The sequence below is a fragment of the uncultured Pontibacter sp. genome (assembly GCF_947499215.1).
GTDB lineage: Bacteria > Bacteroidota > Bacteroidia > Cytophagales > Hymenobacteraceae > Pontibacter.
In genome coordinates, this window is sequence record NZ_CANMNI010000002.1 from 883173 (window position 1) to 907996 (window position 24824).

24 protein-coding genes are annotated in these 24824 nt (G+C 51.1%); 12 read left to right on the top strand and 12 right to left on the bottom strand.

Features of this window, described 5'->3' with window-relative positions:
* Nucleotides 1–126: 126 nt before the first annotated feature.
* Both Q1A04_RS11980 and floA read left to right on the top strand, forming a co-directional pair.
* The gene (locus Q1A04_RS11980; protein ID WP_299705935.1) at nucleotides 127–600 is read left to right on the top strand and encodes an NfeD family protein; all 474 of its coding nucleotides are present in this window, start codon (nucleotides 127–129) and stop codon (nucleotides 598–600) included.
* Between the two features lie 9 nt (nucleotides 601–609).
* A complete protein-coding gene (floA, locus tag Q1A04_RS11985; protein WP_299705938.1) occupies nucleotides 610–1596 on the top strand; it encodes a flotillin-like protein FloA in 987 nt (328 codons plus the stop codon).
* A gap of 83 nt (nucleotides 1597–1679) precedes the next feature.
* Here the strand turns inward: floA and Q1A04_RS11990 are convergent, their stop codons facing one another.
* Nucleotides 1680–2516 carry a hypothetical protein gene (locus Q1A04_RS11990; RefSeq protein ID WP_299705941.1) on the bottom strand — a complete coding sequence of 279 codons (837 nt, stop codon included), beginning with the start codon at nucleotides 2514–2516 and terminating at the stop codon, nucleotides 1680–1682.
* 98 nt (nucleotides 2517–2614) lie between these two features.
* Between Q1A04_RS11990 and Q1A04_RS11995 the strand changes: the two genes are divergently transcribed.
* Nucleotides 2615–3598, top strand: a complete 984-nt coding sequence (locus Q1A04_RS11995; protein ID WP_299705944.1) for a 2-oxoglutarate and iron-dependent oxygenase domain-containing protein — start codon at nucleotides 2615–2617, stop codon at nucleotides 3596–3598.
* A gap of 63 nt (nucleotides 3599–3661) precedes the next feature.
* Entirely contained in the window at nucleotides 3662–4831 is a 1170-nt protein-coding gene (chrA, locus tag Q1A04_RS12000) for a chromate efflux transporter (protein WP_299705947.1), read from the top strand.
* A gap of 91 nt (nucleotides 4832–4922) precedes the next feature.
* Here the strand turns inward: chrA and rfbA are convergent, their stop codons facing one another.
* The 4 genes from rfbA to prmC all read right to left on the bottom strand — a co-directional run bounded on the left by rfbA (nucleotide 4923) and on the right by prmC (nucleotide 9086).
* Entirely contained in the window at nucleotides 4923–5801 is an 879-nt protein-coding gene (rfbA, locus tag Q1A04_RS12005) for a glucose-1-phosphate thymidylyltransferase RfbA (protein ID WP_299705950.1), read from the bottom strand.
* 150 nt (nucleotides 5802–5951) lie between these two features.
* Nucleotides 5952–7001 (bottom strand): dTDP-glucose 4,6-dehydratase, encoded by a 1050-nt coding sequence (gene rfbB, locus Q1A04_RS12010; RefSeq protein WP_299705953.1) that lies wholly within the window; start codon nucleotides 6999–7001, stop codon nucleotides 5952–5954.
* A gap of 2 nt (nucleotides 7002–7003) precedes the next feature.
* Complete coding sequence (galE, locus tag Q1A04_RS12015; RefSeq protein WP_299705955.1) at nucleotides 7004–8035, bottom strand: UDP-glucose 4-epimerase GalE; 1032 nt, start codon at nucleotides 8033–8035, stop codon at nucleotides 7004–7006.
* 196 nt (nucleotides 8036–8231) lie between these two features.
* Nucleotides 8232–9086, bottom strand: a complete 855-nt coding sequence (gene prmC / locus Q1A04_RS12020) for a peptide chain release factor N(5)-glutamine methyltransferase (protein WP_299705958.1) — start codon at nucleotides 9084–9086, stop codon at nucleotides 8232–8234.
* Nucleotides 9087–9222: 136 nt separating this feature from the next.
* Here prmC and ribD point away from each other — a divergent pair, with 136 nt between their 5' ends.
* Together ribD and Q1A04_RS12030 are read left to right on the top strand one after the other, a co-directional pair.
* On the top strand, nucleotides 9223–10278 hold the full coding sequence (ribD, locus tag Q1A04_RS12025; RefSeq protein ID WP_299705961.1) for a bifunctional diaminohydroxyphosphoribosylaminopyrimidine deaminase/5-amino-6-(5-phosphoribosylamino)uracil reductase RibD: 1056 nt from the start codon (nucleotides 9223–9225) through the stop codon (nucleotides 10276–10278).
* A 105-nt stretch (nucleotides 10279–10383) separates the two neighbouring features.
* Nucleotides 10384–10866, top strand: a complete 483-nt coding sequence (locus Q1A04_RS12030) for a GAF domain-containing protein (RefSeq protein ID WP_299705964.1) — start codon at nucleotides 10384–10386, stop codon at nucleotides 10864–10866.
* 104 nt (nucleotides 10867–10970) lie between these two features.
* Here the strand turns inward: Q1A04_RS12030 and Q1A04_RS12035 are convergent, their stop codons facing one another.
* The 4 genes from Q1A04_RS12035 to Q1A04_RS12050 form a co-directional block, all read right to left on the bottom strand.
* Nucleotides 10971–11654 (bottom strand): phosphatidylserine decarboxylase family protein, encoded by a 684-nt coding sequence (locus Q1A04_RS12035; protein WP_299705967.1) that lies wholly within the window; start codon nucleotides 11652–11654, stop codon nucleotides 10971–10973.
* Nucleotides 11655–11775: 121 nt separating this feature from the next.
* Nucleotides 11776–13050 carry a Glu/Leu/Phe/Val dehydrogenase gene (locus Q1A04_RS12040; protein ID WP_299707000.1) on the bottom strand — a complete coding sequence of 425 codons (1275 nt, stop codon included), beginning with the start codon at nucleotides 13048–13050 and terminating at the stop codon, nucleotides 11776–11778.
* A gap of 95 nt (nucleotides 13051–13145) precedes the next feature.
* On the bottom strand, nucleotides 13146–13973 hold the full coding sequence (locus Q1A04_RS12045) for a phosphatidate cytidylyltransferase (protein ID WP_299705970.1): 828 nt from the start codon (nucleotides 13971–13973) through the stop codon (nucleotides 13146–13148).
* A 43-nt stretch (nucleotides 13974–14016) separates the two neighbouring features.
* Nucleotides 14017–14979, bottom strand: coding sequence for a CPBP family intramembrane glutamic endopeptidase (locus Q1A04_RS12050; RefSeq protein WP_299705973.1), 963 nt, complete (start codon nucleotides 14977–14979; stop codon nucleotides 14017–14019).
* Nucleotides 14980–15032: 53 nt separating this feature from the next.
* Between Q1A04_RS12050 and dusB the strand changes: the two genes are divergently transcribed.
* The 4 genes from dusB (at nucleotide 15033) to Q1A04_RS12070 (ending at nucleotide 19621) form a co-directional block, all read left to right on the top strand.
* On the top strand, nucleotides 15033–16022 hold the full coding sequence (gene dusB / locus Q1A04_RS12055) for a tRNA dihydrouridine synthase DusB (RefSeq protein ID WP_007659498.1): 990 nt from the start codon (nucleotides 15033–15035) through the stop codon (nucleotides 16020–16022).
* Nucleotides 16023–16130: 108 nt separating this feature from the next.
* Entirely contained in the window at nucleotides 16131–16508 is a 378-nt protein-coding gene (locus tag Q1A04_RS12060; RefSeq protein ID WP_299705976.1) for a hypothetical protein, read from the top strand.
* Between the two features lie 112 nt (nucleotides 16509–16620).
* Nucleotides 16621–17463: a DMT family transporter gene (locus Q1A04_RS12065; protein WP_299707004.1), complete on the top strand. Its 843-nt coding sequence runs from the start codon at nucleotides 16621–16623 to the stop codon at nucleotides 17461–17463.
* Between the two features lie 169 nt (nucleotides 17464–17632).
* Nucleotides 17633–19621 (top strand): Na+/H+ antiporter NhaC family protein, encoded by a 1989-nt coding sequence (locus Q1A04_RS12070; RefSeq protein WP_299705979.1) that lies wholly within the window; start codon nucleotides 17633–17635, stop codon nucleotides 19619–19621.
* A 69-nt stretch (nucleotides 19622–19690) separates the two neighbouring features.
* Here the strand turns inward: Q1A04_RS12070 and Q1A04_RS12075 are convergent, their stop codons facing one another.
* The gene (locus tag Q1A04_RS12075) at nucleotides 19691–20626 is read right to left on the bottom strand and encodes a GNAT family N-acetyltransferase (RefSeq protein WP_299705982.1); all 936 of its coding nucleotides are present in this window, start codon (nucleotides 20624–20626) and stop codon (nucleotides 19691–19693) included.
* A gap of 130 nt (nucleotides 20627–20756) precedes the next feature.
* Entirely contained in the window at nucleotides 20757–21932 is a 1176-nt protein-coding gene (locus Q1A04_RS12080; protein WP_299705985.1) for an ATP-binding protein, read from the bottom strand.
* A 114-nt stretch (nucleotides 21933–22046) separates the two neighbouring features.
* Between Q1A04_RS12080 and hemA the strand changes: the two genes are divergently transcribed.
* Nucleotides 22047–23321: a glutamyl-tRNA reductase gene (gene hemA, locus Q1A04_RS12085; protein WP_299705988.1), complete on the top strand. Its 1275-nt coding sequence runs from the start codon at nucleotides 22047–22049 to the stop codon at nucleotides 23319–23321.
* Nucleotides 23322–23467: 146 nt separating this feature from the next.
* Complete coding sequence (locus tag Q1A04_RS12090; protein ID WP_299705991.1) at nucleotides 23468–23950, top strand: hypothetical protein; 483 nt, start codon at nucleotides 23468–23470, stop codon at nucleotides 23948–23950.
* A 201-nt stretch (nucleotides 23951–24151) separates the two neighbouring features.
* Here Q1A04_RS12090 and Q1A04_RS12095 read toward each other — a convergent pair whose 3' ends face one another.
* Nucleotides 24152–24460, bottom strand: coding sequence for a metalloregulator ArsR/SmtB family transcription factor (locus tag Q1A04_RS12095; protein WP_076421268.1), 309 nt, complete (start codon nucleotides 24458–24460; stop codon nucleotides 24152–24154).
* Between the last annotated feature and the right edge of the window lie 364 nt (nucleotides 24461–24824).

Below are 24824 nucleotides of genomic sequence, written 5' to 3' on the forward strand. Positions count from 1 at the left end.
AGGAGCCATTTCCCCCGGGAGATGGCTCTTTTGTTTTAGGAGAAGTATAAATAAGTATAAAATGGATTTGAACAGGTAATTGAATCGTAAAATCACTATATTTACTCAAACCAGCACATAAACCTTATGCTTTTAGACTGGACTACAGTAGTACTGCTCATTGGCATCGGGCTTGTCCTGATCATTGTTGAGCTCATCTTTGTGCCGGGGGTTACCATCGTAGGCATACTGGGCTTTATACTTGTCGCGGTCGGCATCTGGATAAGCTACGCCGCACTGGGTACTGAAACAGGCCACTTGGTTCTGGCAATCTCCGTGCTTGCGGGAGGACTGGCGCTGTTTTACAGTTTCCGGTCGGATGCATGGTCGCGGTTTGCGCTTAAGGGCAGTATCAAAAGCCGGGTGAATGAGGAAAGCCCGCACCTGCTGGAGGTGGGAGAAGAGGGCAAAACCATTTCAGCGCTTCGTCCGCAGGGTACGGCCATTTTCAAAGAGCGGCACCATGAGGTGCAGACTACCGGACAGTTTCTGGCGCCTAACACACCTGTACGCATCATTAAAATAGTAGCCAATAAAATCACAGTAGAAGCAATTACCTAAAACAAGCCAATGGAAAACCTTTCAGTCTTATTTCTGATAGCAGGCGGCATCATCCTGCTGCTCATCTTTTTGTACTTCGTGCCTATCAGCCTCTGGATCACGGCCCAGTTCTCCAATGTGCGGGTTGGCCTCGCCGAGTTGGTGTTCATGCGCATCCGTAAGGTGCCGCCAAGCCTCATCGTCAACTCCATGATCAACGCCACCAAGGCAGGTATAGACATCACCACCGCTGAACTCGAAACCCACTACCTTGCCGGTGGCAACGTGCCGAACGTGATCAAAGCACTTATCTCGGCTGACAAAGCCAACATTCCACTTTCCTTTAAGCAGGCTACCGCTATCGACTTGGCCGGCCGTGATGTGTTTGAGGCCGTGACCACTTCGGTTAACCCCAAGGTGATTAATACGCCAAACGTGGCCGCCGTGGCGCAAGACGGTATTCAACTGATTGCCAAAGCCCGTGTGACGGTGCGCGCCAACATCATGCAGCTGGTGGGTGGTGCCGGTGAGGAAACCATTCTGGCGCGTGTGGGTGAGGGCATCGTAACCTCCATCGGTTCTTCCGTATCGCACAAAAGCGTGTTGGAAAATCCTGATATCATCTCGAAACTGGTACTCCAGAAAGGACTCGATGCCGGCACTGCCTACGAAATCCTTTCGATTGACATCGCTGACATTGATGTGGGCGAGAACATCGGCGCAAAGCTTCAGATTGACCAAGCTGGTGCTGACCTGAAAGTGGCGGAGGCCAAAGCCGAAGAGCGCCGTGCCATGGCCGTTGCCGTGGAGCAGGAAATGAAAGCCAAGGCGCAGGAAGCCCGCGCATCCGTGATAGCGGCTGAAGTGGAGATTCCGCAGGCTATCGCGGCGGCCTTCCGCAGCGGCAACCTCGGCATTATGGACTACTACAAAATGCAGAACATACAGTCCGACACCGACATGCGCAACTCTATCGCCAATCCTAGCCAAGGCGGCCCTAACAAGCCAAAGGAATAGCGACTAACACTAATCAGAAAAGCAAAGCGCCCGTGACGAATGCCACGGGCGCTTTTGTTTATTACCTTAACTCAGCCGGAATCCTAGCTCTCTTTCAGCGTGATGGTGCGGGTCACCGTATTGTAAGGACCCGGTATAACTGCGCCGGCGTTGTTGATCAGTTCCAGTTTGATTGTGTTCTCTCCCATTGGAAGACCTTCGATGATGTGCGGCATCCACTTATCCAGAACGAATTCGTTGCCATTGATGGTGGCGCGCACCTTGTTGCCAGTAGTTGACAGGTCGGTGTTCACAAGGTAGAAATCCAGCATAATGCGGCGCGTGTCGCTGCCCACGTACTCACCCTTCGGACGGCTGTAGAACATGTGCTGTCCCTTCATATCGAACTCCATCTGCTGCTGGGGCCTGCCTACTGTGATCATGCGCAGGTCATAGGCGCCTCTGTGCTTCAGACTCTCATGGTAAGAACGTGATATAAATGAAAGCACCACATGCTGGCCTTCTTCCAATTCTTTGGTAAATGAGGTTTCGTAGTGAGCCGTGTATGGCTCATTGTCCACGATGTTGTGGATGTGCTGCCCCTCCTGTGAATTTGCCATAAACTCAGCGTTGGAGTGTGGCGTCATGCGGGTCAGCTGGAAGTTCGACAAATCATACACAAACTCCACTGGGCCGGGCTGTACCACACCATTGGCTGGAGGCGTATTCAAACGCAACTGTGACTCCGGGTATTTCTGTGAATCGTCGAATGCGAATACGCGCAGACCGCCTTTGCTCATTACCGCACCTGTAGGCGTAGGGCCTGAGGCTGTGGCAGTAGCGGGAATGCGTGTTTCATCGTCCTGCGTCTGACGTGCCGTATCACAAGAGGCGAACCCCAACATAAGGGCTGAAGCAAGGAGTAGGTATGTTTTTTTCATCTAAATAGGGTTTGGATTAGCAAGTAGCCAATGTACTGATTTTATTTGTATATTGCGCACTACGTGATATTTACGTAAAAGTATACAAAAAAGACTATATGAGCGAGATTTTGTTTGATGAAGTGCCTTCATTGGACTTAGCTGATTTTACATCGGGAGACGAAGGGCGCAGAGCACAGTTTGTGCAGAAGTTAGGAGACGCTTACCAGAACATTGGCTTTATTGCCCTGAAAAACCACGGCCTGAGCGATGACCTGACAGAGAGGCTCTATGCAGCCGTGAAGAAATTCTTCGCACTGCCTGACGAAGTAAAGCAAAAGTACGAGAACCCAGAACTGGCAGGCCAGCGCGGTTATGTAGGCAAAGGCAGAGAGAAAGCCAAAGGCTTTAACACGGGCGACCTAAAAGAGTTCTACCACGTAGGTCAGGACCTGAACGGCATTCCGGACAGTGACCCGATCAAAGAGGAATACCCGGCTAACATCTGGCCATCCGAAGTACCGGAGCTGGAGGAAGTTACACTGGAGGCTTACCGCAAGCTGGAAGCCGCTGGCAAAGAGGTGTTGCGCGCCATTGCCCTTCACCTTGGGCTAGAGGAAACTTACTTTGACGAGAAAGTGAAGTATGGCAATAGCATCCTGCGCCCGATCCACTACTTCCCAATCGAAGACCCGGACAAGGTGCCTGCTGATGCAGTGCGTGCCGCCGAGCACGGCGATATCAACCTAATCACGTTGTTGATGGGTGCTAGCGCCGACGGCCTGCAAGTACTGCGCCGCGACGGCAAGTGGATCCCGATCACAGCCCTGCCAGAGCAGGTGGTAGTGAACGTGGGCGACATGCTGGCCCGCCTAACTAACAACAGGCTGAAGTCGACCATCCACCGTGTGGTAAACCCGCCACGCGAGCTGATGAACACTTCCCGCTTCTCTATTCCGTTCTTTATGCACCCGCGTTCTGAAATGGACCTGACTTGCTTAGAGAGCTGCATTGATGAGCAAAATCCAAAGGCCTACCCAGATGCCACCGCAGGTGAGTACCTGAACGAGCGATTGGTAGAACTCGGACTGAAAAAAGCATAAACCCAATTTGCTAACAAAGAGAGAGATGGTGCCTGCACTGTCTCTCTTTTTTTGACCTACGGCATGAGTCTGCGCTACTACATCTTTCTGAAAGACGTACTATTGCTTGCCCTGACTGCATTTGGGGGGCCGCAGGCGCATATCTCCATGATGTTCCGGCTGCTGGTAGAAAAGCGACGCTATCTGACCGATCAGGAACTGATCGAACTGAACGCCCTTTGCCAGATCTTGCCGGGCCCCACCTCCACCCAGACCATTACGGCCATCGGCTTTCGCATAGGAGGCCCTAACTTAGCATACCTGACCCTGCTGGTATGGTTGCTCCCCGCCTCCACCATTATGGCGGCGGCGGCAATAGGCATCTCCTACTTGCAGGCCAACGATATTTCACTCCAGTTTTTGCGCTTTATCCAGCCCATGGCGGTAGGCTTTGTCGCCTATGCCGCCTATGCCATCAGCATCAAAGTGGTGCAGACCAAGCTGGCCGTTGGCATTATGGTGGTGTCGGGCATACTGGCGTACTTCTTCCACTCTCCTTGGGTGTACCCGTTGCTCTTGATAGCCGGCGGCGCCATCACGGCACTGCGGTTTAAGCAGCACCCCCAAGAGAAAGACAAAAAGCTCAAAATCCAGTGGGCTAACTTTCTGCTTTATGTAGGAGTGCTCATCACAGCGGCGGTGCTCGGTGGGGCCACCTCATCGCTCCCGATCAGGCTGTTTGAGAATTTTTATCGAAATGGCAGTCTGGTGTTTGGCGGTGGTCAGGTGCTGATACCGCTCATGTTTACCGAATTTGTGGATTTTAAGCAATACCTGACGGCCGAGGAGTTTCTATCAGGCTTTGCCATTGTGCAGGCGCTTCCCGGCCCCGTCTTTTCATTCAGCTCCTTTATCGGGAACTTGGCAATGCGCGAGCATGGCGTATGGGGCCAGTTGCTAGGTTCCTTTGTCGCCACGGTCGGCATCTTCCTACCCGGCACCTTCCTGATATTCTTCGTGATTCGCTTTTGGGATGACCTTAAGAAGTACCGCGTGGTGCGGGCCTCGCTTGAAGGTATAAGCGCAGTAAGCTCCGGCATGGTGGTAGCGGCGGCCATTATGCTTTACAGACCCATCGATAACACGCCGCTCAACTTCGGTATTGTCGTTGCGACCTTTGCCTTGCTGCTTTTCACCCGCATACCCGCCCCTATCCTGATCTTGGTTGGTTTTGTGCTAGGCTTTATTTTCTAAGGGCTAATAGGTATACAGCAAAAAAGCTGCCCGTGCATTAAAACAGGCAGCTCCTTATTACGCCAACTCATTCGTTGCAATTGTTTGGTTGCTACTGCTTGAAAGTCTTCTCTTTCAGCAATCCCATTAAATACTCCCCATAGCCGCTCTTTCTGAGAGGTTCCGCGGCTTGTCTGAGCTGCGCGTCGTCGATGAAGCCCATGCGCCAAGCCACCTCCTCGACGCAGCCGATCTTGAGGCCCTGCCGCTCCTCGATCACCTGCACGAACGTGGCCGCCTGCATCAGCGACTGGATCGTGCCCGTGTCGAGCCAGGCCGTTCCGCGGTTGAGCACGCCCACCTTCAGTTTGCCCCTTCGCAGGTACTCTCTGTTCACGTCCGTGATCTCGTACTCGCCCCGGGCGCTCGGCTCAAGTGCCTTGGCGATGGCCACCACCTCGTTGTCATAGAAGTAGAGGCCCGGCACGGCGTAGTTTGACTTCGGCTCCGAGGGCTTCTCCTCGATGGAGACGGCCCTGCCGGAGTCGTCGAACTCGACCACCCCGTAGCGCTCGGGGTCCTGCACGTGGTAGGCGAAGACCACGCCCCCCTCCGGGTCGGCGTTCCCGCGCAGCACCGAGCCCATGCCCGATCCGTAGAAGATGTTGTCGCCGAGCACGAGGGCCACCTTGTCCCCTCCGATGAACTCCTCGCCGATCACGAAGGCCTGCGCCAGCCCATTGGGCGTCTCCTGCGCGGCATAGCTGAAGCGGCAGCCGATCTGCGAACCGTCGCCCAAGAGGCGCTCAAACAGGGGCAGATCGTGCGGGGTGGAGATGATCAATACCTCGCGTATGCCGGCCAGCATCAAAGTGGAGAGCGGGTAGTAGATCATGGGCTTGTCGTAGACGGGCATGAGCTGCTTGCTCACGGCCAGCGTCAGGGGGTGAAGCCTCGTGCCGGAGCCCCCGGCCAGAATGATGCCTTTCATGTTTTGGTTGCTAATGGTTGATTGCTGATTGCTTTTCCCGCAATGCCACAATCTGTGTTTCCTTAAAAACTGTCATTGTCACCGTGCCTTGGGCTGATGCTGTGGCTGAGTGCTGGCTTATCTCAGCAATCAGCAATTAACAATTCGCCCCTACCGGTGCTCGTACTGCTCGCGGTAGTAGTCGCGGTAGTGGCCCGAGGTGACCTCTTCCAGCCACTGTTCGTTCTCCAGATACCAGTCCACGGTCTTTCTGAGGCCCTGCTCGAAGGTGACGGAGGGCGCCCATCCCAGCTCCGACATGAGCTTGCTCGAGTCGATGGCGTAGCGGGCGTCGTGGCCGGCGCGGTCTTTCACAAAGGTGATCAGCTTCCGCGACGCGCCCTGCTCCCGGCCCAGCCTCTCGTCCATCACGTCGCACAAAAGCTCGATGAGGTCGATGTTGCGCCACTCGTTCACGCCCCCCACGTTGTAGGTCTCCCCCACTCTGCCCCGGTGGAAGATCGCGTCGATGGCCCGCGCGTGGTCCTTGACGTAGAGCCAGTCCCGCACGTTCTCCCCCTTCCCGTACACGGGCACGGGCCTTCCCTCCTTGATGTTGTGGATGGCCAGCGGGATGAGCTTCTCGGGGAAGTGGTTGGGGCCGTAGTTGTTAGAGCAGTTGCTCAGTTTCACCGGCAGCCCGTAGGTGTGGAACCACGCCCGCACGAAGTGGTCCGAGGCGGCCTTGGAGGCCGAGTAGGGCGAGCGCGGGTCGTAGGCCGTGGACTCGGTGAAGAGCCCCTCCTCGCCCAGCGAGCCGTACACCTCGTCGGTGGAGACGTGGTAGAAGAGTTTGCCCTCAAAGTCCCCCGCCCAAGCGCGGCGGCAGGCCTCCAGCAGGTTGACCGTGCCGATGACGTTGGTCTGAACGAAGGCCATGGGCCCGGCGATGGAGCGGTCCACGTGCGACTCAGCCGCCAGATGGAGCACCGCCCCGAACCGGTGCTCGGAGAAAATCGACTCCAGATAGGCCGCATCAGTGATGTCGCCCTTGAGGAAGGTGTAGTTCTCCCGCCCCTCCACATCCGCAAGGTTCTGCAGGTTGCCCGCGTAGGTGAGCTTATCGAGGTTGAAGACGTGATAGTGCGGGTAGGACTCCACAAACAGCCGCACCACGTGCGAGCCGATGAAGCCGGCCCCGCCGGTAATCAGTAGATTCATAACTATACCCGCTCTGATGTTTTATGTAAATGCATTTGCCAGTCCCAAGCGCTCTGCATGGCTTCCTCCAGCGTACTGGTGGTTTTAAAGCCCAGCTCTTCTGTCGCCTTGGTCACATCGGCGTATATTTTCGGCACGTCGCCCGGACGACGCGGTCCAATCTTAAAGTTAAGTTTCTCGCCAGTGGCACGCTCAAAAGCCTGCACCGCCTCCAGTACTGTATTGCCTGTGCCGGTGCCGACATTGAAGAACTCTATATTCTCCGCTTTATCAGAAAGTAGTCTGTCAATAGCCACCACGTGTGCTTTGGCAAGGTCTACCACATGCACGTAGTCGCGGATGCAAGTGCCGTCTGCGGTATCGTAATCGTCACCGAAAATAGTCAGCTCTTTTCGTATACCTGCAGCCGTCTGCGTGATGAAAGGTACGAGGTTGTTCGGAACGCCCAGTGGCAACTCACCTATCTTAGCGGACGGATGGGCTCCAATCGGGTTGAAATAACGCAGAGCGATGGTATGCATGCCACTACCGCTAGTCGCCAAGTCAGTTAGAATCTCTTCGCAGATTTTCTTGGTGTTGCCGTATGGAGAGTTAGCTTTTTGAACAGGTGTCTGTTCCGTTACCGGCAGTTGTTCCGGTATGCCATACACGGTGCAGGAAGAGGAAAACACCAGTTTGTTTACCTTAAACTCCTCCATCACTTGCAGCAGTGCTACCAGTGAGCCAATGTTGTTGTGATAGTACTTGAGCGGCTCGGCCACCGACTCTCCCACTGCTTTGTAAGCCGCAAAGTGGATAACACCGGCTATTCCCGGCTCCTCTTCGAATACCCCGCGCAACGCTGCCGCATCGGTGCAGTCGATGCGATGGCAGGTTACTTCTCTACCCAGAATGTCCGCTATACCTTGTAGGGAGCGCTCCTCAGTATTAGAGAAATTGTCGATGATGATGGGCTCATACCCTGCCTCTACCAGCTCTACCACGGTATGGGAGCCAATATAGCCAGCCCCGCCGGTTACTAATATTTTCTTCATGTGATTTGTTCTCAAGCTTTTAATCAGCTTTCTTTTATGCGTTCTGTATAGGGTGTGCTTCCGGTTTCAGAAAACAAACAACCTTATCATTTACGGCAGCTCAGCGCCGCACAATTCATTAGTACAACAAAAATATAATATATAAATGTAAATACTGAGCGTATCAAAAACCTGTTGCCGTTCTGCAACAGCAGTTTCACGATATCCCTTTCACGATTCGGTTCTTATTGAAAAGGTCCTGCACGACTTCCGCATGCGAGAAACCAGCCTGTAACAGCTGTTGACGCACCTCCTCCCCATACTGCTCATTAATTTCGAAGTATAGCCGGCCGCCATTTTTCAACAACTCCGCTCCTGCCTCCGCAATGCGTTTATAGTACTTCAACGGGTCCTCATCAGGCACGAACAACGCCAGATGCGGCTCATAATCCAGTACGTTGGGACGCATGAGGGCCTTCTCCTGCTCCATCACGTAAGGCGGATTGCTCGTGATAATGTCTAACGAATGTGGTGCTATACCTAGTATCGGATCGAAGACATCCTGCTGCAGCCACGCCACGGGAAGTCTCAATTGACGGGCATTGGTACGCGCCACCTTGAGCGCTCCTTCCGACAATTCGAGTCCGTATACCTTGTCGGCCTGCAGGTTTGCCGCCAAAGCAAGCGGTATACAGCCACTCCCGGTGCAGATGTCCAGCACTTGCAATCCTTTCAGTCCTCTATGCTCCCGCACCACGAGATCCACCAACTCCTCTGTTTCCGGGCGGGGAATCAGCACCCGCTCGTCTACCTGCAGATCCAGCCCATAGAAGTGAGCCACGCCTAGCACGTACTGCACCGGCTCCTGTTGCTTTAGTCGCGCTACCACTTCCTTTATCTTTTCCTCCTTCGCTGGCTCCACCTCCTCTTTCTGATCCAACCTAAGTTGCACCCGCGACTTTTGCAGCACATGTTCCAGCACGAGTTGCGCAATAGCGCCTGCCTCCGGTTCGGGATAGGCCGCCTGTATGTTCTCGCGTATGTATTGGGCAGTCTGCTGGATGGTCGCCACGGGTATAATTGTTTTGTGAATTTAGGTACCTTTGCAAAAGTAAAATTTTATTGCGTATAAGTCACAATTGACCGGATAAGGCTTGCTAAGGCAGCGTTTTTTTGACTGGCTATACCTAACTTTCTAACTCCTGAACTTGAACGACGAGCTCTACATGCGCCGCGCCCTAGAACTGGCCAGATTGGGCAGTGGCTATACCCACCCCAACCCCATGGTGGGCTGTGTGGTGGTATACGATGGACGCATTATAGGCGAAGGCTGGCACAGGGCGTACGGTGGTCCGCATGCGGAGGTCAATGCCATTGCCAGCATAGAAGATAAGCATTTGCTTCCCAAAAGCCGGGTATACGTCACGCTGGAGCCCTGCTCACATTTCGGCAAGACACCACCTTGTGCGGACTTGCTCATTAGCAGTGGCGTTCGTGATGTGGTGATCTGCAATACCGACCCCAACCCCCGCGTAGCCGGTCGAGGCATCAAAAAACTGTTCGATGCCGGTGCGCAGGTAAAAGTCGGTGTGCTGGAGGAGGAAGGATTGGAACTGAACAAGCGCTTTTTCACTTTCCATACCCAAAAACGGCCTTACATCCTACTGAAGTGGGCGGAGTCGGCGGACGGTTTTATCAGCGGCCCGAACAATAGGCAGGTACAGATCAGTGGGCCTTTGTCTCGGAGACTGGTGCACAAGTGGCGCTCGGAGGAGCAGGCGATCATGGTGGGCAGCCACACGGCCGCCTGCGATAACCCGCGCCTCGACACTCGCTTGTGGCCCGGGCACAATCCGCTGCGTGTTGTCATAGACCGTAAGCTACAACTGCCTACCCATCTGCACCTGTTCGACAAAAGCCAGCCGACGGTGGTCTATACCTACCTGCAGCAAGAACAGATGCACGAGAACCTGCAATTTGTGCAGCTGCGCGAGGAAGAGCCGTTTTTAGCACAGGTGATGCAAGACCTGCATGAACGCAATGTGCTTTCACTACTGGTGGAGGGAGGCACTTACCTGCTCAATAGCCTGTTAAAGGAAAACCTCTGGGACGAAGCGCTTTGTTTTAAAAGTAAAACGCGTGTATTGGGGGATGGCACCGGAGCCCCGATCATGGCGCAGGGCCAGTTGCTGGAAGTGCAGACAGTTGGCTCCGACCAGCTTTTTCATTACCGAAACAACCTGTCAACATTACATATTTCTTAACTTTGATGTGCGCGGACTATTTGGCGACACCCTCTCTGAGTCACACAGATGCTCTATGGCAACCTCCTCAATCTTCCGCTCATTTCTCAACAAATACCTTGCAACATGGCTGAATCACTTATAGTAGACCAGAATCTTAGTAAAGAAGAAAAATACAAAGCACTTGTACCGCAGATTGAAGCGCTGGTGACAGGCGAAACGGATCTGATCGCGAACCTGTCAAATATGATGGCGGCACTGCACCACGGCATGGGTTTCTTTTGGGTGGGCGTGTACTTTAACAAAGAAGGGCAGCTGGTACTCGGACCGTTTCAGGGGCCGATCGCCTGCACCCGCATACCTTACCACAAGGGCGTTTGCGGTGCCTGCTATACCCGCCGCGAAACCATTCTGGTGCCGGACGTAGAGGCTTTCCCGGGACACATCGCCTGCAGCGGCGACTCTAAGTCAGAGATTGTGATCCCAGTAATTAAAAACGGAGAAGTGAAGCTCGTGCTCGATGTGGACAGCGATAAACTGAACGATTTTGACGAGGTAGACCAGAAATACCTCGAGCAACTTATGAAGCTGGTGGAAAGCTGGTACTAGTTTTTAGCATATCGATAAAACGCAAGGGCCGCTGCAGTTTATACCTGCAGCGGCCCTTGCGTTTTTATTACTAAGCGTCTAGTAGTTCTTATCTGACGCTATGCTTACCCAAACAAAGTAGGTGGCGCTGTTTTAAGCTGAGCGATGACGGTCTGGCCGCCTTTTGTCTTCTGGCCGAGCTCTACTTTCACTTCGGTGTCCAAGGGCAGAAAGATATCCACGCGCGAGCCGAACTTGATGAAACCGAACTCCTCCCCTTGGCTTACTTCGTCGCCCTCGTTCACGTACCACACAATACGGCGCGCCATCGCGCCGGCAATCTGGCGGAACAGCACCTCAGGACCGGCAGTGGACTCCACCACCACGGTCGTACGCTCGTTTTGCGTGCTCGACTTCGGGTGCCATGCCACAAAGTAATTGCCCGGATGGTATTTGAAGTAGCTCACGATGCCTGACACCGGGTTACGCGTTATGTGCACGTTGATCGGCGACATAAATATGGAGATCTGCTTGCGCTTGTCTTTGAAGTATTCCGTTTCCTCTACCTCTTCGATCACCACCACTTTGCCGTCGGCAGGCGCTACGATCAGATCTTCGTGCAATAACAGGTTGCGGTAAGGGCTGCGGAAAAACTGCAGAATGAGCAGGAATAGAACGGCTGAAACACCGGAGAAAATCTTATTGAAGGTATTGTTATCTGCATTGAAAGTGTAGAGTAACAGATTGAGTACCAACAAAATCAATAGTGTGAAAAATAAAATCCTTCTTCCTTCCTTGTGAATTTTCATCCGTGAAAACTAAATGCTACAGGTCATATATAACTTATAATAGCCCATCCAGTTTCGTAGATGGGCTATTATCTGCTTCAAAAATATATAAACTTTCGTTTATTTTAATAAAAATCTTCGCTTAGAAACCGCCGCGATACTTATACGTCATGGCCACTTTGTCAATCGCCACGATGTAGGCAGCTATACGCATTGGCACGTTGTACTTCTGCGAGGCAGCGTATACACGTTCAAACGACTCGTTCATGATGCGCTCGGCACGGGTGTTCACACGCTCCAACGTCCACTTAAAGCCCATACGATTCTGCACCCACTCGAAGTAAGATACGGTCACACCACCAGAGTTTGCTAGGATATCCGGTACTACCATAATGCCTTTTTCGTTGATGATGTTGTCAGCTTTGTAAGACGTAGGTCCGTTGGCACCCTCCACAATCAGGCGGGCCTGAATCTGGTCTACGTTCTTAATCGTGATCACATCCTCCACGGCAGCTGGCACAAGCACGTCTACTTTAGAGATCAGAAGCTCGTCGTTGCTGATCTTCTCAGCGTTTTTGTAGCCTTCTAGGCGACCGTTATTGTTGTTCTTATACTCGATAGCCTCTTCGATGTCGATGCCTTTGTCGTTCCAGTAAGCACCGCTCACGTCGCTCACACCCAGTATCTTCACACCGCGCTCGGCCATCAGCTTGGCAGCCCAGGCACCCACGTTACCGAAGCCCTGCACTACTGCCGTAGACTTAGCTGGGTCCATACCCAGTTTCTCCATGGCAGCCATAGCCGATACCATTACCCCGCGCCCAGTTGCCTCTACGCGGCCCAGTGAGCCACCCAGTACCAATGGCTTGCCTGTAACCACAGCATGCACGGTAGAGCCTTTTGTCTTCGAGTATTCGTCCATCAGCCAGGCCATCTCGCGCGGACCAGTGCCCATGTCAGGAGCAGGTATGTCTTGGTCAGGGCCAAAGGTATCAATCAAAGCCTGCGTATAGGCTCTGGTCAGACGCTCCATCTCACCAGCTGACATAGAGTAAGGGTCACAGATGACGCCTCCCTTGGCACCACCGTATGGTATATCTACAACAGCGCACTTCCAAGTCATCCAAGCGGCTAGGGCCTTCACCTCGTCCAAGAACACGTCTGGAGCGAAACGGATACCGCCTTTAGACGGACCAAGGATAGTAGAGTGAATCACGCGGTAACCTTCAAACACACGCACTTTGCCGTCGTCCATCGTTACAGGCACGTTCACGATCACCTGACGCGTTGGAGTCTTAAGGACATTGTAAACCTCCTCATCCAGCCCAAGTATCTCTGCCGCGATATTAAAACGCGACATCATCGATTCGAAAGGATTTTCTCTATCCTTAATCGGTGCAGGCTCTTTGTATAACATCATTTTAAGTTTGTGAATTAATCAGTGATTAACAATTACGCGGTAAAGTTATGTAATTATTAATTACACACACCTACACCAGAATCAACAATAATTTAGAAAATTTTAAGGAACGCAACAATGAAGGGAATGACCATGATCAGGCTGTCGAAACGGTCTAAAATGCCGCCATGGCCGGGTAGCAGCGTACCGGAGTCTTTTACGCCTAGGCTGCGTTTCAGCAGCGATTCTGCCAAATCACCCAGCACTCCGAAGATCGATACAATAACGGCTATACCTATCCACTGGTACAGCTCTAAGTCATGAAATACAACGGCCAACCCCCAGCCGACCAATACGGTCAGCACGGTGCCGCCAATCCAACCCTCCCAAGTCTTACCCGGTGATACGCGCTCTAGCAGTTTGTGTTTGCCAAAGTTCTTGCCCGCAATGTAGGCACCCGTGTCAGCGGCCCAGATTAGCAGCAAAAGCCCAAGGATAGGTTGCCAGCGATACTCCCCCTGCAGGTGCCCCAAGAGTTGCAGCAGCGAGAAAGGCACGGCGATGTAAAGCACACCCAGTATGGTAAAGGCGATATTGGTAAACGGCTGCGGCTGTTTGCGGTACAGCTCGAGCACGAAGGTCAGGAAAAGAACAGGCAGCGCAAGGTATAGCAGTTCCGCTGGCATGTATTCCTTGTCTATCAAAAATATGGAGATAAAAATACCCGCCGCCAGTAAGACCCCAAGCGTTTTATTCGGCTTTATACCGGCCGCACCCGTCAGTTTGTAAAACTCCAGCGTGCCGAGCAGGGTGAGCCCCAGAAAAAGCAGCAGGAAGGTCCACTCACTGAAGATGATGCCACCAATGAAAAGGGCTGCCCCCAATACTCCTACGATTAGGCGTTGCTGTAAATTACTAAGGGCAGATATCTTTGTGCTCATCGGTATGCATGTCGGCAGGTATAGCCGGGTGGTTAGTCTTGGATTACTGGTTTTGGCGCTCCTCCGCAGCCTCGGCAATACTTTCGGGGCGTGTGGGCGTGAGCATAAACTGCTTGTAAAGGTAATAGATTACAGCAGCACTCAATACAGCCGATATCAAAATGGTTAGGATCGGCATGGCCTCCGTCGATTCTATATTATAGTCGATGGCGCCCGTCTGCTGCAGGTATAGCAAAAACACCGTGAAACCGTTATTGAAGAAGTGCGCCACGATCGGCACCCAGATATTGCCCGACCACAGGTATAGGTACCCGAACAAAGCACCTAGCAGCATGCGCGGCACAAAACCGAAGAACTGCACGTGTATGGTGGAGAAAATGATAGCCGCCACCCAAACCGCCACGTGCGCATTGCCCGACCAGCGGTGCACCTGCCGCTGCAGAATGCCCCTGAACACCAGCTCCTCGCCGATAGCTGGTATAACAGCAATCACCAGCAGGCCTGCAAAAAGACGTGGCAGCGAGCCGAAGTTGGCGATGATCTTGGTCAGTTCCGCCAGTTCGTCCTCCTTGGCCCTAGCCCACTCCTCGAAACCCGACATAAAATCGGGCAGGTCTAGCTTGGCGTTCCAGTTGATAACAAGGGAGTTGGCCGGCATTATAAATACGATAAGCAAACCCGCCAACAGGAGTAATGTAGGTAAAGGAAGTTTTTTCCAGTTAAGGTAGTGATCAATATTCACCTTCATGAAGCGCAGCATCAGCAGGGGCGCCACTACAAAAGAAGTAAACTGCACCAGTCCCTGAAATATCAGCAAGGCGTCGGCTCCCTCCGGATTGGCAGCAGGATCAGCAAGAAGGTTGGTGATGTCCAGCACCTCTATTCCAAAAAGCGGGCTTATGGCTATAAACAACATACTGGCCACGAAATAGCCGATGAGCATGAACCCTAGCAGTAGCAGCAGCACAAAAAACGGGTGCCTGCCTTCGGAGATGAAACCTTTCATAGAGAAGATTAGGTTTAATTGACGTAAATTTACGTGAAATTTTAACTTTTGCTTTGGTAAAGATAGCGAACATAGAACTAGGCGAGTTTCCGCTGCTGCTGGCGCCGATGGAAGACGTAAGCGACCCGCCTTTCCGAAAAGTGTGCAAGGCCAACGGTGCAGACCTGATGTATACCGAGTTCATCTCTTCTGAGGGTCTGATACGTGACGCCGCCAAAAGTGTGCAAAAACTCGACATTTTTGACTACGAGCGCCCCATCGGCATTCAGATTTTCGGCTCCGACATCGACTCGATGCGCGAAGCCGCCATTGTGTCGTCGCAGGCCGGCCCTGACCTGATCGACATTAACTACGGCTGCCCGGTAAAGAACGTGGCCTGCAAGGGTGCTGGTGCCGCACTGCTGCGCGATATCCCTAAGATGGTGAAGATGACCGAGGAGATTGTGAAAGCCACGCACTTGCCTGTTACCGTGAAAACACGACTGGGGTGGGACGAGAACACAAAATACATTGTTGAGACTGCTGAAAGACTGCAGGATATCGGTATCAAGGCGCTGAGCATACACGGCCGCACCCGCGTGCAGATGTACAAAGGCGAAGCCGACTGGAGCCTGATTGCGGAAGTCAAGAACAACCCGCGCATGCACATCCCGATCTTCGGCAACGGTGACATCGACTCTCCGCAAAAGGCGCTAGAGTATAAGAACAGGTATGGCGTAGACGGCATTATGATCGGCCGCGCCTCTATCGGTCACCCGTGGATCTTCAACGAGATCAAACACTACATGGCCACCGGCGAAGTGCTGGCACCACCGACGCTGGAAGAGCGTGTCGAGGTTTGCCGTCAGCACTTCACGCACTCACTGGAGTGGAAAGGCGACAAGTTGGGCATCTTCGAGATGCGCCGCCACTACACCAACTACTTCCGCGGCCTGCCGCACTTCAAGCCCCTGCGCATGAAACTGGTGCAGTCCGAAGACATTCAGGAAATTTACGACACGCTGGACGAGATTACCCAGACGATGGCATATGAGGAAGTTTAAGAGTTAGAACTCTTGCTATAAAATTTAATTCAAGGAGTTAGTGTCCAGCATGTGTGTTGAGACATTAACTCCTTTTATCTTTGTAGATTATTTTCTGATAATCTGAACATGAAAAAGGTGGTTGGTTTACTGGGTCTGCTGATAGTAAGCACTCTTATTAGCTGTACACCAGCAAACGAGATAAGTTATTCTTCATCCAGCAATTACCTTACAGCTTATCATAGAACAAACCAGCGAGTTATCATTGGACATGCGGGATTATTTTATCGGTCGGTAAACAGGTATACTATCCATTTAAAAAGCACGGACAAAACGAAGTACAATTATACTGACATACAGGTGGGCAAAAATAATGGCAATGTAGTACTCACCGATGGATACATTGAATTCATAGGCGACAACCAAGTAAAAATTGCCCTTTTATATGATGAAAATGGTTTAAGCAAATCACTCCCCATCAACGGACGACATAAGCTAAAGAAATAGCCTGCTTTACTCTTCCAGCAATTTAGCTCCTCAACTTCTTAACTTTCTACTTATCAAAACATCTCTCGCTCCCGCTCAGGAAAAAACAGGCACGCCGCCACTGGCTTGGTTCCTGCTCATCATACTGGCCTTGATTTGGGGCACGTCCTTTATCCTCATTAAGAAAGGCCTAGTCGTGTTCAGCTCCAATGAACTGGGCGCTATCCGGATTGCTATCGCTTTCCTGACGCTTTCTCCTTTTGCCATCAAGCACCTCCGGCAGGTAGAGCCATACCGCTGGAAATACCTACTGGGCAGCGGCCTGCTGGGCAACCTGTTCCCGGCTTTCCTGTTCGCCTACGCCGAGACGCAACTGGCCAGCGGACTGGCCGGCGTGCTCAACTCCCTCACCGCACTCTTCACACTGCTGGTGGGCGCCATTTTCTTCCAGCAGGCCATTACGTGGATGCGCATGCTTGGCATTATCATCGGTATTGTGGGCACGGCGATTCTCATTTTCTCGGGTGGCGACACCAACATGGATAATACCTTCTATGGCATCTACATCGTGATCGCCACGATTTGCTACGGCGGCAGCGTGAACATCATCAAACATCGCCTGCAGGGCATGAAACCGCTGGTAATGTCGAGCATGGCGCTTCTTACAGTGGGGCCGCTGGCTATTGCCTATATGTTTACAACGGATGTGGTACCGAAACTCCAGAGCACGCCGGGTGCTTGGGAGGCCTTTATGTACATCGCCCTTCTGGCTGTTTTCAGCACGGCTGTAGGACTGGTACTCTTTAATAAACTCATTCACATGAGCACCACGCTCTTCGCGAGTTCCTCCACCTACCTTATACCTATTGTCGCGCTCATGTGGGGCGTGCTGGATGGCGAGGTGATCCACCTGTGGCATTATATAGGTATGGTGATCATTTTGGCGGGGGTGTTTATCGTGAACCGGGCAAAGTAAGCAGGCACAGGTCACACCATAAGACAGACTTCCAACGCATACCAACCGCTTCTGCATGCAATTTGCAGGAGCGGTTTCCTTTTATATCACTGTCTGCACAATTCATTATTTTCTAATCTCTCAATTATTTGCTTACTTAAGGGTTTATAAACTCCGATCCCACAACTCCATGAGGTTATTCCAGACCCTTCTGAGTCTTATGATGCTGTTCTTTCTGTCCTTTCAGGCGGTAGCGCAAGAAGACAGCACTGAACTAGCTATAGAAGAATTTAAGCTGCAGGCTGTCAACGACACAGCCTTCACGCTGCGGGCCACCAACGAATCAGGCAACTTAGTCAAGTATAGCGGGCCATTGCCGGTGCGGATTAACGGGAACCTGCAAGATGTTAGCTTCACAGAAGGAGAAGCTCGCTTTTCATTGAGCGAGAAAGCCAATCTGGTGCAGGTTAGCGCCAACGTCGGTACCCACACCATTGCGCGGCTCTACCGCCTCGATGCTGAAGCTGAGCATGGCGTGAACGAATTCCCGATGTGGCTTTCTATACTACCGCCGCTTATTGCCATCATTCTGGCCTTGATCTTCAGAGAGGTGCTGCTGGCTTTATTCGCCGGCATCTGGGTAGGCGGTTTTGTGATTTATGGTATGTCAGTCAAGGCCTTTTTCACAGGATTGCTAGCAGTAGCCGACACTTATCTGGTCAGTGCCATGACTGACACGGATCACATAGCCGTTATCCTGTTCTCGATGCTGATAGGCGGCATGGTAGCCATCATCTCCAAAAATGGGGGCATGGCCGGTGTAGTTAACCAGCTTTCCCGCTATGCCCGTTCGGCCAAAAGCACGCAGTTGGTGACGTGGATACTCGGTATAGCCATCTTTTTCGACGACTACGCCAACACCCTGATCGTGGGCAATACCATGCGCCCAGTGACTGACAGGCACCGCATTTCCCGCGAAAAGCTGGCTTACATTGTGGACAGCACAGCCGCTCCCGTGGCTGCCATCGCCTTCGTGACAACTTGGGTGGGCGCTGAGTTGGGCTACATCAAAGATGCCGCTACATCATTAGGTATAGAGGAGGGCGCTTATTCCCTTTTCTTTCATTCGCTCGAGTACGCCTACTACCCGGTCTTGACGCTGGTGTTCATGCTTATGCTGATTCTGATGGACCGCGACTATGGACTCATGTACAAAGCCGAAAATCGCGCCCGTACAACCGGCGCCGTCAGCAAGCAACGTCCCGACAGCCGCAGCGAAGCAAAACAGCAACAGGAAATGGCTGAGTTCGAAGCAATAGACCCAGAACGTAGCCGTGCTTTCAATGCACTTATACCTGTGCTCGTCGTGATTTTCGGTACCGTGATCGGCCTGCTCTATACCGGGTATAACGCTGACACTTGGGCAGACGCCAGCATTGGCTTCTTTCGCAAACTCTCCATAACCATCGGAGATTCCAACTCTTATACTGCCTTAATCTGGGCCTCTCTGTCGGGGGTGGTTGTGGCTATTGCCCTAACAGTAAGCCAGCGCATTATGAGCCTTTATGAGACGATGGAGTCGCTGGTGACAGGCTTTAAGACGATGCTGCCAGCGATGCTGATCTTGGTACTGGCGTGGTCGCTGGCGCAGGTTACAAAAGAGCTTTACACAGCCGAGTACCTCACATCGCTTTTCTCGGGCAACGTATCGCCCCGCTGGCTTCCAGAGATCACGTTCTTCTTAGCCGCTATTATCGCTTTCTCCACCGGATCGAGCTGGGGCACGATGGCGATCTTGTACCCTTTGATGCTGCCAGCCGCTTGGTATGTGAGCCAGCAGCATGGCATGAGTGTGGAAGAGACCATGCCGATTATGTACAATGTGATATCGGTGGTGCTGGCCGGTGCCGTGTTTGGCGACCACTGCTCTCCTATTTCAGACACCACCATCCTCAGTTCTTTGGCCTCAGGCTGCAACCACATCGACCATGTGAAAACCCAATTGCCTTATGCCGTCACGGTGGCGCTGGTGGCGAATCTGGTATGCACCAGTCTTTCTAGCTGGGGCGTGCATTGGTTTCTGGTGTACCTGATAGGAGCCGCGCTTCTTTGGGGGGTTATTAAAATATTCGGGCAGAAAGTGACGCGAGAACCCGAACTTGCTGAAGTTAGCTCTTAAGAGCTTCTACTAAATCTAACACAGAGAAGGCTGCTCAACACGGGCAGCCTTCTCTGTAAAATAGCCTCTCTAAAAATCCAGCCGATAAAAATCATGCGCTACGCTTCGGGCGCCGTAGCTTTCTTTATTGCTCACAAGACCTTCATTCAGGTATTGCCCCTGCTGCTCGGTGGAAATGCCGAAGCTGAAGTATTTTTTTTGAGGGTATACCTGTGTCAGTAGGTAGTCTGTTAAATAGTCCAGAGCGGCCAGCTCGCGACCTCGGGCATTTGAGCCTATGTATTGGCTGTGCACGACAGTGGCCGACTCAAACAGTACCATGCCAGCAACCATTTCCTGCTCTTCAAATACAGTATACAGTCTGATGTTCTCAGGGAAGCTTTCTCCTAACCGCTTAAGCTCCTGTGCCGTATGGACGGGCTTGAGCTGGTACTTATCACCTAGCAACTGGCTGACTAGCTGCATGTATGCCTCGTAGTACTGACTCTCACGTACCTCTAAGGCATAATTGGCAGCCTGTTTTATTTTTCTTTTGCGCAGCTGGGTATAAGGCAGCCTGTTTTCCAAGGCCACTACGGAGTTTAGGGCACGCTGGCACAGTGTGGCTCCACTGCGGAACAACGCATACAAGTCTTCCTCGGCAGGCAGTTGGTGATAGATATGCGGAATGGCTTTGTAGTAGAGTGATTGAAAGCTGTGCTCTTTAGAATAGGCAGTCATCGCCTCGAAAATCAAGAGCATAAGCGGGGCTTTCATACCTGCATCGCTCACGATACCGCCATAGCTCAAACCAGCGTGGGAATGCAAGACGCCACCAAGGGCATTTGCCGGCAGCAACGCCACCAATTTGCCTCTGTAGTAAAACAACAGAGAGTGGTCTTCAAACCGATCGGCATGATAATCCATATAGTCACGCTGCAGCATAAACGTGCCATTCTTGGAAGCGCGTACGAACGCGTCCCATTCCGGCTTATACCTATCGCTATACCTGACTACTTCCACCATCTTCTATTCATGCGCAATCCGATACAATGCATCAGGAATCACGACTTCCAATTAAACTATGACAATCTATCTAAAGGAAAATTCAAGCCGCTCACTCAAGATTCAGCATTTATGACTCAGAACTCCTAGCCTACCTGTTAAGCACGATCCTAAAGGTACTGCCTTTCCCGATTTCAGAGGATTTGACATACAGCCTGCCCCGATGGTAGTTGTCGATGATGCGTTTGGCCAAGGCCAGACCCAAGCCCCAGCCACGTTTCTTGGTGGTATAGCCCGGCAAGAACACACTGTCCATTTTGCTTTTGGGTATACCCTTGCCCGTATCGCTTATATCGAGTGCTATCTGACTTTTGCCCAACAAAGACAGCTGCAGTTTAATGCTTCCGCGTCCCTCCATGGCGTCCACCGCGTTTTTGCAGATGTTCTCGATCACCCAGTCGAACAGGGGCACGTTCACCTTAGCCGTAATTTCAGGTGCGAAATTGGATACCACTGTAAAGTCCACTTTGCTGGAGATGCGGTTCTGCAGGTAGTTGATGGCATTCTCGGTTACCTGCAGGATATTTTCATCGCGCAGCAAGGGCACGGAACCGATGTTAGAGAAGCGTTCCGTAATGATTTCCAGCCTTCGGATGTCTTTCCAGAGCTCGGCCGTGATGGGTTCGTTCTCAAACTTAGGGCTGGATTTCATGTACTCGTACCATGCCATGAGCGACGACAGTGGCGTACCCAACTGGTGAGCGGTCTCTTTGGCGAGGCCCACCCATACCCTGTTCTGCTCCGCCTTGCGGGAGTAGCTAAACGCGAAATAGGCCATGAGCGCAAAACACGCGATAACCAAAAGCTGCACATAGGGGTAGTAGCGCAGCTGCGAAAGCAAAGCGGAGTCTTTGTAGAACACGTAGTTCTCGGAGCCCTCCGCCCAAGGCACGACAATAGGTATGTGCTGGGCCTTCATGCGGGCTATTTCCCGCTGCAGCAGTTCGTTTTTCCGCTTTTCTGAAATGTTTTCAGGCAGATCGATGTTCTTAAAATCGAGGATATTTTCGTACTCATCCGTTAGGATAACCGGAATGGTGTGATTGGAGGAGAGGATCTCTTCTTCTATAAAAACAATGTTATCATCACTTGGAGCATTGATCATGTAGCGCAGGCCTTTGGCGTAAAGTTGTACCAATTCCTGCTCACGTTCAGACAATTTGCTCACTAATACGTTAGTGTACGTGATGGTGACCGCCCCAATGAAGAGCGCGACAATAACAACAAGGAACTTTATTCTGTTCTTTTGCGAGTAAATGGGAATCATGCGGTGAGCGCGAAAATTATCTGAAATTAGTATAAATTAATTAATAAGGGCAAGGAAGTTTCATTTTAATAATCATTACAGTAATTTTGCACTTTAGTATTCCGAACGTAAATTATGCTTCAGAACTTTAAAGCAATCAGCCTGTCATATAAGAAAGCGCCGCTGGATATCAGGGAACTGATTGCCTTAGACGAGAACTCGTGCAGGCAGTTTCTTCAGACGCTGAAAAGCTTTATTCAGGCTTCTGACATATTGGTGCTCTCCACCTGCAACCGCACCGAAGTGTATTATAATGCCGATGTCGATTACTCCACTGAAATTGTGAAGCTTCTTGGCATTACCAAAGGCATCGACAACATCTCCCAATACCTTGACTATTTTACCATCCTTAACGAGCACAACGATGCTGTGCAGCATTTATTTGAGGTGAGCATGGGTCTTGAGTCGCAGGTGGTGGGCGATATGCAGATTACAAATCAGGTAAAGCAGTCCTACCAATGGGCCGCAGACAACGACACCGCCGGTCCGTTCCTGCACCGCCTGATGCACACCATCTTCTTCACGAACAAGCGTGTGGTGCAAGAGACTGCCTTCCGCGACGGAGCCGCCTCTACCTCCTATGCCGCTATCGAGCTGATAGAGGAGCTGACCGCCGACGTGGTAGCCGAACCGAAAATACTGGTGGTTGGCCTAGGAGAGATTGGCGCGGATGTATGCAGACACTTGAAAGATAAAGGCTATGAGCATGTGAAAATCACAAACCGCACGCTTACCAAAGCCAAGCATTTGGCTGATGAGTGCGGCTTGGAAGTGCTCCCGTTTGAGGATATCGTGCAGGGCTTGAAAGAAGCTGATGTGATCATCTCTTCTGTTGCGCGTGAGACACCATTCTTCACCAAAGAAATGATCCAGCGCCTAAACGTGCTCACGTTTAAGTTCTTCATTGACCTGTCTGTACCGCGAAGCGTGGAAGCCGAAGTGGAAGCCGTGCCGGGCGTGCTGGTGTATAACATCGACACGATCCAGAACAAGGCGTCCGCCGCACTGCAACAGCGCATCAACTCAGTACCAAAGGTAAAAGCCATTATAGAGGAGTCAGTAGAGCAGTTTAATGACTGGTCGAAGGAGATGATGGTGTCTCCTACCATCAACAAGTTGAAAAATACCCTTGAGACCATCCGCCAAGAGGAGATGGCCCGCTACATGAAAAAGCTTGGCCCGAAAGAAGCCAAACTACTGGATAGTGTTACCAAGTCAATGATGCAGAAAGTTATCAAGCTGCCTGTACTGCAGCTGAAAGCCGCCTGTAAGCGCGGTGAGGCTGAAACACTCATTGACCTTTTGAACGACTTGTTTGATCTGGAAAAGCAACCTACTGATTCCCATTAAAGGTATAATCTTATACAATATTGAAAGCTGACCTAAAAAGTCAGCTTTTTTTATGCTTAAACTTGCAACATATAACTATTTAATTATATCTTTGCACATATAAATATTCAAATAACTTATTTGATTTAAATAGCCACTCGCACATAGTGCTTGCCGGAAAAACAAGAACCGATCCGAGCTACGAGAACAACAAGACAGAAAAACATCCTTATTACATTGAAATGAAAAACATCTCTACGCTACTCACTTTTGTTTCTGTTGTTCTGCTTCTCAGCTCCTGCACTAGTCACTCTTTTATGCTGACAGAGCGCGATCTGGCAAACGATGGAGTACACCCTATTCAGCAGGCTGAGTTCAAAACAGTTGCTAATAAGTCTAGCGAGGTTAATGTTGACGCAAACGCCAAGTGGATGGCTGCTTCTAGACCGCATGTAGTATCCACATCGGAGCGTATAGCCCGCCGCACCGAAGCCGTGGAGCTTTCTGCCGCTACCACTGTAGAAGGGCACGAATTGCTGAAACGAGAAGTGGGAAAGGCCATGAAGAAAGAAAAGTCAGCTCCTAAGTCTAGCACGCGCAAAGAAAAAACCAAAAAACAGCAGAAGGCTGAAGGCAAAGTCCTACTCTAAGCCTAACCCTCTCCTTTCTTGGTCTCACCTATCCCATTGTAGGGTATAGAACCTGTTTCCAATACTCCGTGAACAGCTAATTTAATTTAGTTAATAAAAAAGCCAAAGGTCCCCGCCAGCTTCATAAATTGAAGGGAGCGGAGACCTTTGGCTTTAGGGTAAGTGCAATTCCCGGTACCAGCGGTACCGATAGTCTAAGGCTTAAATATCAATGCAACATTCTTCCAGACAATCAATCACATCGATTAATTTCGGGATAGCAAGAGAGTAATAGATTTTAGTACCAACCTTAAAAGAGGAGAGCACACCTTTATCCTTCAGCGTGATAAGGTGCTGAGAGGCAATAGCCTGCGGAAGGTCAAGGTACTTATATATCTCCGTAACAGTCATTTTATCTTCCTTGCCAAGCAAGTCCACTATTGCCAGTCTTTTCGGGTGTGCCAGTACTTTCAGCATGGCTGCCGCCTTATCTATTTTTTTAGATTCAATTCGAGACAACAAACTTTTCATAATTAAAAAATATACCTAACAGTTTCTACATACATTTAAACAATACAATTCATATTAAGATATATACGGCAATAGCGACATTTGGCTGATATACCTTCAAATGATTTTTAAAATTTTCTTCTGAAGGCACTCATAACACAACACACTCCTTGTCAGACACATCCTGTAATCTGAATTGAATAGGTGTACGTAGAAAAATTAAAATTGGATATATAAAATACTTAATGTTAATAGATTACTATATGTGCATGTACAGATTGTGCACATCCACGAAACCACACATTTAATATACTCCCCTCTTTTAAGATTCTTTGTCAGAACCGTCTTTCAGATAATACTACGAATATAGTGCAAAACATATTGT